At 73.5% G+C, this 8,771-nt stretch carries 4 protein-coding genes and 3 pseudogenes; 2 read left to right on the top strand and 5 right to left on the bottom strand.

Annotated features, from left to right (window positions below):
* A partial coding sequence (locus JNW87_RS30240) for a hypothetical protein (protein ID WP_238454837.1) occupies window positions 1-1,245 on the bottom strand: 1,245 nt, incomplete at its 3' end.
* A 51-nt stretch (window positions 1,246-1,296) separates the two neighbouring features.
* The gene (gene hflX, locus JNW87_RS30245) at window positions 1,297-2,760 is read right to left on the bottom strand and encodes a GTPase HflX (RefSeq protein WP_238454838.1); all 1,464 of its coding nucleotides are present in this window, start codon (window positions 2,758-2,760) and stop codon (window positions 1,297-1,299) included.
* Between the two features lie 198 nt (window positions 2,761-2,958).
* Between hflX and JNW87_RS30250 the strand changes: the two genes are divergently transcribed.
* Entirely contained in the window at window positions 2,959-4,431 is a 1,473-nt protein-coding gene (locus tag JNW87_RS30250; protein ID WP_238454839.1) for an NAD-dependent malic enzyme, read from the top strand.
* 358 nt (window positions 4,432-4,789) lie between these two features.
* Here the strand turns inward: JNW87_RS30250 and dapF are convergent.
* From dapF to JNW87_RS30265, 3 genes and pseudogenes are all read right to left on the bottom strand, one after another.
* Window positions 4,790-5,634, bottom strand: a pseudogene (gene dapF / locus JNW87_RS30255) (diaminopimelate epimerase).
* Window positions 5,635-5,641: 7 nt separating this feature from the next.
* A complete protein-coding gene (gene miaA / locus JNW87_RS30260; RefSeq protein ID WP_238454840.1) occupies window positions 5,642-6,565 on the bottom strand; it encodes a tRNA (adenosine(37)-N6)-dimethylallyltransferase MiaA in 924 nt (307 codons plus the stop codon).
* Window positions 6,550-7,315 (bottom strand): annotated as a pseudogene (locus JNW87_RS30265) (class III extradiol dioxygenase subunit B-like domain-containing protein). Before JNW87_RS30265 ends, miaA begins: the two are co-directional and overlap by 16 nt.
* A 152-nt stretch (window positions 7,316-7,467) precedes the next feature.
* Between JNW87_RS30265 and JNW87_RS30270 the strand changes: the two are divergent.
* Window positions 7,468-8,678, top strand: a pseudogene (locus JNW87_RS30270) (DUF349 domain-containing protein).
* Window positions 8,679-8,771 lie beyond the last annotated feature (93 nt).

Consider the following 8,771-nt stretch of genomic DNA (forward strand, 5'->3'; position numbering starts at 1 on the left):
GCCGCCGGCCGGACCGCCGTACACGCCGCCCCGAGGGCCGGCGGCCGGCGGCCCGCCCTCGGCGCGGCCGTCGTCGAAGCCGTTCATCGGGGGTCCGTCCCCGTCCGGTCCGTCCGCCCGGTCGGTGGCCGGTGCGGGCCGACGCCGGGACCGGAGGATGCCGAAGATGCCCGCGCCGACCAGCAGGGCGCCGAGCGCGCCGACCGCGGCGATCAGGTACGTGATCTCGTCCAGGGTCAGCCCCTCGACCCAGGACTTCTCGGCGGGCGGCTTCGCCACCTCGCCGGCGGCCGGCAACGCCTCGACCCCCTTGGTCGACGGGACGTAGCTGAGGATGTCGATCGGGTCCTCGGGGGCCAGCTGGCCGCCGTCGGAGACGGTGACGAAGGACTTGCCGTCCGGGGTGTAGGAGATCGCCTCGCCGAACGGGTCGGTCAGCGGGGTGACCCGGGGCTTGACCGTGGTCAGCGCGCCGACGATGTCGCCGCCGGCCACGTCGAACTCGAAGGCGTCCGCGTACGTCCGCAGCACCACCTTCGTACCGTCCGGCGAGCGGGCCGCGCCGGTGACCAGGAGCCGACCGGTCGCGCCCAGCTTGTTGTCCGTGGTGGTCTTGGGGAGCGTGACCTCGCCGACCTTGCTCATCGGCACGGCCTCGGTGTCACCGCTGGCCTTCAACGCGTCCGTCGGGGTGAAGATCTCCGACTTCCCGGAGATCTCCTTGGTGATGATCAGGGGCTTGCCGTCGTCGCCGATCAGCAACGCCTCGGCGTCGTGCGGCTTCTTCTCCGGGTACGCCAGCCGGTGCAGCACCGGCTGCTTGCCGCCGCCGACCGGCATGTTCCAGACCGCGACCCGCTCCCGGCGGGTCTTGCTGGTGATGTTGTCCCCGGTGTCCGCGATCCAGAGCGTCTTGCGGTCCCGCGAGAGCGCCAGGTCCTCGGTGTCGAGAGGCCCGTCACCCGAGTACCGGACCTCCTTCGAGACCTCGCACTTGGTGTCGAGGTAGAAGACCCGCTTGTGGCTCGGGATGTCGGTGCCGTCGTTGATCACGAGGTAGCCGTTGCTGGTGGCGACCAGGCCGGACAGCTCCCGCAGGCGCTTGTCCTCGACGGTGCACTTCTTCTTGGGAGCCGCGGCCTGCACGGGGGCCGCGGCGGGACCCGCCAGGGCGACCCCGGCAGGCGCCACGGTCGCGCCCAGCAGGCCGAGCGCAACCGTGACCGAGGAGACAACGTGCCGCATGACGCCAAGTGTCGCATGCCCGGTTACCCGGGCGGGTGACGCCGGACGGCCTCAGCGGCCGGCGCCCACCCGCTCCTGCGCGACGAGCCGGTCGCCGGCGCGGAACGGCGCCAGCTCGGCAGCGAGCGCCTCGCCGACCCGGACGTGCAGCAGCGTCCCCTCGGGGAGGTGGGAGGTGCTCAGCACCTCGCCCTGCCGGTGCAGCCGGGCCACCAGGTCGCCCCGGTCGTACGGAAGCACCGCGTGCACCTCCACCGCCGGGCGGGGCAGCCGCCCCTCGATCGCCTCGCGCAGCCCGTCGACCCCGCGCCCGCTGTGCGCGGAGACGAAGACCGCGTCGGGCCACAGCCGCTTGAGCCGCAGCAGCGTCTCCTCGTCGGCGGCGTCGGTCTTGTTGACCACCAGCAGCTCGGGCAGCCGGTCGGCGCCCACCTCGGCGAGCACCTCGCGGACCGCCCGGACCTGCTCCTCCGGGTCCGGATGGGTGCCGTCCACCACGTGCACCACCAGGTCGGAGTCGGCGACCTCCTCCAGGGTCGAGCGGAACGCCTCGACGATCTGGTGCGGCAGGTGCCGGACGAAGCCGACCGTGTCGGACAGGGTGTAGAGCCGCCCGTCCGACGTGGTGGCCTTGCGGGTGGTCGGGTCCAGCGTGGCGAAGAGCGCATTCTCCACCAGCACCCCTGCGCCGGTCAGCCGGTTGAGCAGGCTGGACTTGCCTGCGTTGGTGTAGCCGGCGATGGCCACCGCGGGCACCGCGTTGCGGGACCGACGGGCGCGCTTGGTGTGGCGTACCGTCTTCATGCCCTTGATCTCGCGGCGCAGCCGTGAGATGCGGTGCCGGATCCGACGCCGGTCGGTCTCGAGCTTGGTCTCACCGGGACCGCGCAGGCCCACGCCGCCGCCGGCGCCGCCGCCGCGGCCGGAACCACCGGTCTGCCGGGAGAGCGTCTCACCCCAACCGCGCAGCCGCGGCAGCAGGTATTCGAGCTGGGCCAGCTCGACCTGCGCCTTACCTTCCTTGCTCTTGGCGTGCTGGGCGAAGATGTCGAGGATCAGGGCGGTGCGGTCCACCACCTTGACCTTGGTGCGCTGCTCCAGGTTGCGCAGCTGGGACGGGGAGAGTTCACCGTCGCAGATCACCGTGTCGGCGCCGGTGGAGAGCACCAGCGCGCCGAGGTCCTCGACCTTGCCCCGGCCGACGTAGGTGGCCGGGTCCGGCCGGTTGCGCCGCTGGATCAGCCCCTCGAGCACCTGCGAACCGGCCGTCTCGGCCAGCGCCGCCAGCTCGGTGAGGCTGTTCTCCGCGTCGTCCTGGGTGCCCTCGGTCCAGACGCCCACCAGGACGACCCGCTCCAGCCGCAGCTGGCGGTATTCGACCTCGGTGATGTCGGTGAGCTCGGTCGAGAGGCCGGGGACCCGCCGCAACGCCTGCCGCTCCGACAGCTCGAACTCACCGGTGGTGGTGTCGAGCTCGTCGTCCTCGAAGGGAACGTAGGTCTCCTGGTCTCGCAAACCGTGTCTCCTGTCCGTTCTGTCAGCTACCGAGTGATTTCGGTCCTGTACCGAGCAATCCTGACATGTGTCAACGCGCGACGCACCTGCTATATGCCCGTGGTGCACACCCCCAATTGCGGGGGCGGATGCCGGGCGACCTGGGTGGGCGGGTAGAAATGCGGGGCGAACCGCTCAGTGTTGACGGAGGGATTATCCGTGGCCATCACCCGACTTCCGAGTGCGGGATTCTCGATCACGATCCGGATCGCGGTGACCGCGGACGCCTCCTCCATCGGCCGGCTGACCACCGCGGTGGGCGAGGCCGGCGCGATCGTCACCGCGCTGGACGTGGTCGACTCCGATCCGACCAGCGTGATCGTCGACCTCACCTGCGACACCGCCGACGCCAGCCACGCCGACCAGGTGGTCGACGCGCTCACCGCGCTGGACGGCGTGGACGTCCGCAAGGTCTCCGACCGGACCTTCCTGCTGCACCTCGGCGGCAAGATCGAGGTCAGCTCGAAGGTCGCGCTGCGGAACCGCGACGAGCTGTCCCGCGCGTACACCCCCGGGGTGGCCCGGGTCTGCATGGCGATCGCCGAGAACCCGGCCGACGCCCGCCGGCTGACCATCAAGCGCAACACGGTGGCCGTGGTCAGCGACGGCTCCGCGGTGCTCGGCCTGGGCAACCTCGGGCCGGCCGCGTCGCTGCCGGTGATGGAGGGCAAGGCGGCGCTGTTCAAGCGCTTCGGCGGGGTGGACGCCTGGCCGGTGGTGCTGGACACCCAGGACACCGACGAGATCGTGGCGATCGTCAAGGCCATCGCGCCCGCGTACGGCGGGATCAACCTGGAGGACATCGCCGCGCCGCGCTGCTTCGAGATCGAGGCCCGGCTGCGTGAGCTGCTGGACATCCCGGTCTTCCACGACGACCAGCACGGCACCGCGATCTGCGTGCTGGCCGCGCTGACCAACGCGCTGCGCGTGGTGGGCAAGCAGCTCGCGGACGTCCGGGTGGTGGTCTCCGGAGCCGGCGCGGCCGGCACCGCGATCATGAAGCTGCTGCTGCGCCAGGGCGTGGGCGACATCATCGCGTACGACCGGCAGGGCGCCCTGCACCGCGGCCTGCCCGACCTGAACCCGGCCTGGCAGTGGCTGGCGGAGAACACCAACAAGGAGAACTACTCCGGCGACCTGCCGGGCGCGATCCGCGGCGCGGACGTGTTCATCGGGGTCAGCGCGCCGAACCTGCTCACCGGCGACGACATCGCCACCATGGCCAAGGACTCGATCGTCTTCGCGCTGGCCAACCCGGACCCGGAGGTCGACCCGCGGGAGGCGCGCAAGCACGCCGCCGTGGTCGCCACCGGCCGCTCCGACCAGCCGAACCAGATCAACAACGTGCTCGCCTTCCCGGGCGTCTTCCGCGGCATGCTGGACGCGCACGCCGAGGAGTTCACCGAGGAGATGGCGATCGCGGCGGCCCGGGCGATCGCGGACGTGGTCGGCGAGGAAAAGATCAACCCGACGGTGATCGTGCCGAGCGTCTTCGACTCGCGGGTGGCCCCGGCGGTCGCCGCGGCCGTCCGCGCCGCCGCCCAGAACCCGGCCGTCACCCCGCCGCCGGCCGCCGACCCGGGCCCGGCCGACCTTCCCGAGCTCGCCGCCGAGGCCAGCGCCACCCCCTGACCCCACCTTTGGGTGCGTTTCTTGTCGCCGTGGCGACAACAACGCACCCGAACCCCACCCCACCCCGCCTCCGCTGGGGCCACCCCGTGGACGACCGACCGCGGGTGGTGGGCCCGCGTCCTTTGCTCTGCTGCAGCCACGGCAACACCTGACGTCCGATATCCGGACAGCGGGTGTTGCGCCGGCTGAAGCAGAGCAAAGGACGCACAGCACCATCCCTCGGGGGCGGTCCCGGGGGCGCTGCGGGTCTCCGGTGCCGATGGGCGGGGCGACGGACGCGAACCGCCGGACCGGCGCAGCGGACGCGAAGCGCCTCCACCCGCGCAGGACCAGACTCAGGCGGGCGGCAGGACGGAATCTAGGAGAGCAGAGCGCCCGGGGTGAACTCGCCGGTGGCGACCAGGACCGCCGGGCCCGACAGCCAGCAGGAGTCGTCGGTCACCGTCACCGTGAGGCGTCCGCCGGGCACGTCAACGGTGATCGTGCCGGTGTCCTGCCCCGCGTCGCGCAGGGCCACCGCGCCGACCGCGCAGGCGCCGGTGCCGCAGGAGAGCGTCTCGGCCGAGCCGCGCTCGTAGACCCGCATCAGCACGTGCCCGTCGGTGCCGTCCACCGGCTCCCCCGGCGCGGCGAACTCGACGTTCACCCCGGCCGGGAAGACGCCCGGGTCGACGTCCGGGGCGCGGGTCAGGTCGAGGGCCGCCAGGTCCAGCCCCGCGGCAGGGCGCAGACCAGGTGCGGGTTGCCGACGTCCACCGCGGCGCCGGGCAGGGTCAGCCCGCCCAGGGTGGCGGTGGCTGTGGCGTACAGCAGGGGGCGGCGCATCTCCACGGCGATCGCCTCACCCTCGACCCGCGCGCGCACGACGCCGGCCCGGGTGGCCACCGGGAGCGCCGCGCCGGACGGCGCGGCCAGGCCGGTCTCCAGCAGGTACCGGACGAAGACCCGGGCCCCGTTGCCGCACATCTCGGCGAACGAACCGTCGGAGTTCCAGTAGTCCATGAACCACTCGGCGTCGCCCGCCAGGGCGGCGCCCTCGGGGTGCTTGGCCGCCCGGACCACCCGCAGCACGCCGTCCCCGCCGATCCCGCGCCGCCGGTCGCAGATCGCCGCGACCAGGCCCGGGGTGAGGTCGAGCGCCCCGTCCGGGTCGGGCAGGATCACGAAGTCGTTGCCGGTGCCGTGGCCCTTGGTGAACTCCACGCCCCCATCATCCCCGATGGTCGGCGACCACCCGCAGCGCAGTCTCGACAAACGCCGGCGACGCCGAGTCCAGCCAGTGGACGCGCGGGTCGCGCCGGAACCAGGACCGCTGCCGCCGGACGAACCGGCGGGTGGCGCGGATCGTCTCGTCGTGCGCCTCGACCTCGGTCAGCTCCCCGGCGAGGAACCGCAGCACCTGCTGGTAGCCGAGCGCCCGGCTGGCCGTACGCCCCTCGGGCAGGCCGGCGCCGACCAGCGTCCGGGTCTCGGCGACCAGGCCGTCGGCCCACATCCGGTCCACCCGCAGCGCGATCCGCTCGTCCAGCAGGGCGGTGTCCAGGTCGACGCCGAGCTGCACGGAGGGGTAGTACGGCGTCGGCTCGGGCAGCGAGGCGGTGAACGGCGCACCGGTCAGCTCGATCACCTCCAGGGCGCGGACGATCCGCCGGCCGTTGCCGGGCAGGATGCCGGCCGCCGCCGCCGGGTCGGCCTCGGTCAACCGGGCGTACAGCGGGGCCGGGCCGACCGCCGCCAGTTCCGCCTCCAGCCGGGCCCGCACCGCCGGGTCGGTGCCGGGGAACTCGAACTGCTCCAGCACCGCCCGTACGTACAGCCCCGAGCCGCCGACCAGCAGCGGCACCCTCCCCCGGGCCAGGATGTCGTCGACCGCCGCGCGGGCCAGCCGCTGGTACTCGGCGACGCTGGCCGGCTCGGTCACGTCCCAGATGTCCAGCAGGTGGTGCGGCACGCCCTCCCGCTCGGCGGGGGTCAGCTTGGCGGTGCCGATGTCCATGCCCCGGTAGAGCTGCATCGAGTCCGCGTTGACCACCTCACCGTCGAGGGCGTGCGCCAGGGCGATGCTCAGCGCCGACTTGCCGGCCGCGGTCGGCCCGACCACGGCCACGACCGTGCCCCTCACGCCGACGCCCAGTTCGCCACGAAGTAGGAGACGCCGTAGGGCGCCGCGGCGTAGCTCAGCTCGCCGCGCCAGTCGCCGCCCGCCCCCCGCGCCGTGGCGGCCAGCACCTGCCAGGGCGCCCTTCCGGCGACCTTCAGCTCCGCCGACAGCGCCGGGTCCAGGCCGAGCAGGGCGTCGGGGTCCGCGTCGCCAGGGCCCTGGCCACCCCCTCGTCGTACGCCTCGGCGCGCGGGTCGTCGTAGCCGGGCGCTGCCGCCCCCGGCAGGCCGACCCGTCCCCCATCACCAGCAGCGCCACCCGGGGGCGGTACTCGTGCACCTGGTCGGCGAAGCCGCCCAGCTCGCCGAGGGTCGCCTCCGGGCTCACCTGGGCACCGACCACGCGCACGCTGACCCGCTGCCGGTTGAGCAGCCACGCCCCGACGGTGAGGCTCAGCGGTAGCACCGCCTCGCCGTCCGGCAGCGCCGGCACGAGCGGGACGGTCAGGTCGACACCCCAGGGGCGCAGCGAGCCGGTGGCGGGCGGGATGATCCAGCCGGTCGCCGGGCCCGAGCCCAGCACGACCACGCAGTCCGGTCGGGCGGTGAGGAGCCGGTTGACGGCCGCGGCGGCGGCGGCGCGGAGGTCGTCCAGCTCGGGCGCGGCGGCGCCGGCCAGCTCGGGCACGATCAACGGCGGGTGGGGGCAGACGGCGGCGGCGACCAGAGGCACGCCCTCACCGTAGCGGGATCCCCCGGTGGGTCCCCGCGCCGATCCGGTCATTCGGACGGTAGGACACCGTATGGTCACGGTCGACGACAGGCGCTCGACGCGGACGGGGTCGGACCTGTGACAATGCCCGGAGTAACTTTGCTGCGCCGTGGCGGCGATCGCGGGGGCTGTCCCGTCGACGCCGGGAGAACGAGGATGGGCACATGAGCGACTGGACTGCCTTCGGACGGGTGGACGCGGACGGCACCGTGTACGTCAAGACCGCCGAGGGCGAGCGGGTGGTCGGATCCTGGCAGGCGGGGGCCCCGGAGGAGGGGCTGGCCCACTTCGCCCGGCGCTTCGCCGACCTGGTGACCGAGGTGGACCTGACCGAGGCCCGGCTCAACTCCGGCGCCGCGGACGCCGGCGGGTCGCTGACGACCATCCGGCGGATCCGCGCCTCCCTGCCCGAGCGCACGTCGTCGGTGACATCGACGCGCTGGCCGCCCGGCTGGACAAGCTCGCCGAGGTGGCCGAGGCGAAGGCCGGCGAGGCGAAGGCCGCCCGGGACGCCGCCCGGGGCGAGGCCCTCGCGCGCAAGACCGCCCTGGTGGAGGAGGCCGAGAAGCTGGCCGCCGAGTCGACCGGCTGGAAGACCGCCGGGGACCGGCTCAAGGAGATCCTCGACGAGTGGAAGACCATCCGCGGCGTCGACAAGAAGACTGACGGTGAGCTGTGGAAGCGGTTCGCCGCCGCCCGGGACGGCTTCACCCGCCGGCGGGGCGCCCATTTCGCCTCCCTCGACCAGCAGCGCAAGCAGGCGCAGACGGTCAAGGAGGAGCTGGTCGCCGAGGCCGAGAAGCTGAAGGACTCCACCGACTGGGCGGTCACCGCCAACCAGCTCAAGGACCTGATGACCCAGTGGAAGGCCGCGCCGCGGGCGTCCAAGGAGGCCGAGCAGAAGCTCTGGGAACGGTTCCGGGCGGCGCAGGACGAGTTCTTCACCCGGCGCAGTGAGGTCTTCTCGGCGCGGGACAACGAGCAGCGCGCCAACCTGGAGCGCAAGCAGGCCCTGCTCGCCGAGGCCGAGGCCCTCGACGTGGACGCCGATCCGAAGGGCGCCCAGGCGAAGCTGCGGGAGATCCAGGCGCAGTGGCACGAGGCCGGCCGGGTGCCGCGGGAGGCCGCCGCCGGGCTGGAGCGCCGGCTGCGCGCCGTCGACGACAAGGTCCGCGAGGTCATGGACTCGGCGTGGCGGCGCACCACCAAGGAGGACAACCCGCTGCTCGCGCAGATGCGGGCGCAGGTCGCGGAGGCCGAGGAGCGGCTGTCCCGGGCGCAGACCGCCGGTGACGCGCGCCGGATCAAGGAGGCGGAGCAGGCGCTGGCCTCCAAGCGGCAGTTCCTTCAGCTGGCCGAGCAGGCAGCCGGCTGAGCCGAGCACTCCGGAAGCCCCGGTCCCCGGCGCGGGACCGGGGCTTCCGCGCGTCCGGCCCCGACCCGCGCCGGCCGGACGGCGCAGGCCGGC

It is taken from the genome of Micromonospora sp. ATA51, from assembly GCF_016802855.1.
Lineage (GTDB): Bacteria > Actinomycetota > Actinomycetes > Mycobacteriales > Micromonosporaceae > Micromonospora > Micromonospora sicca.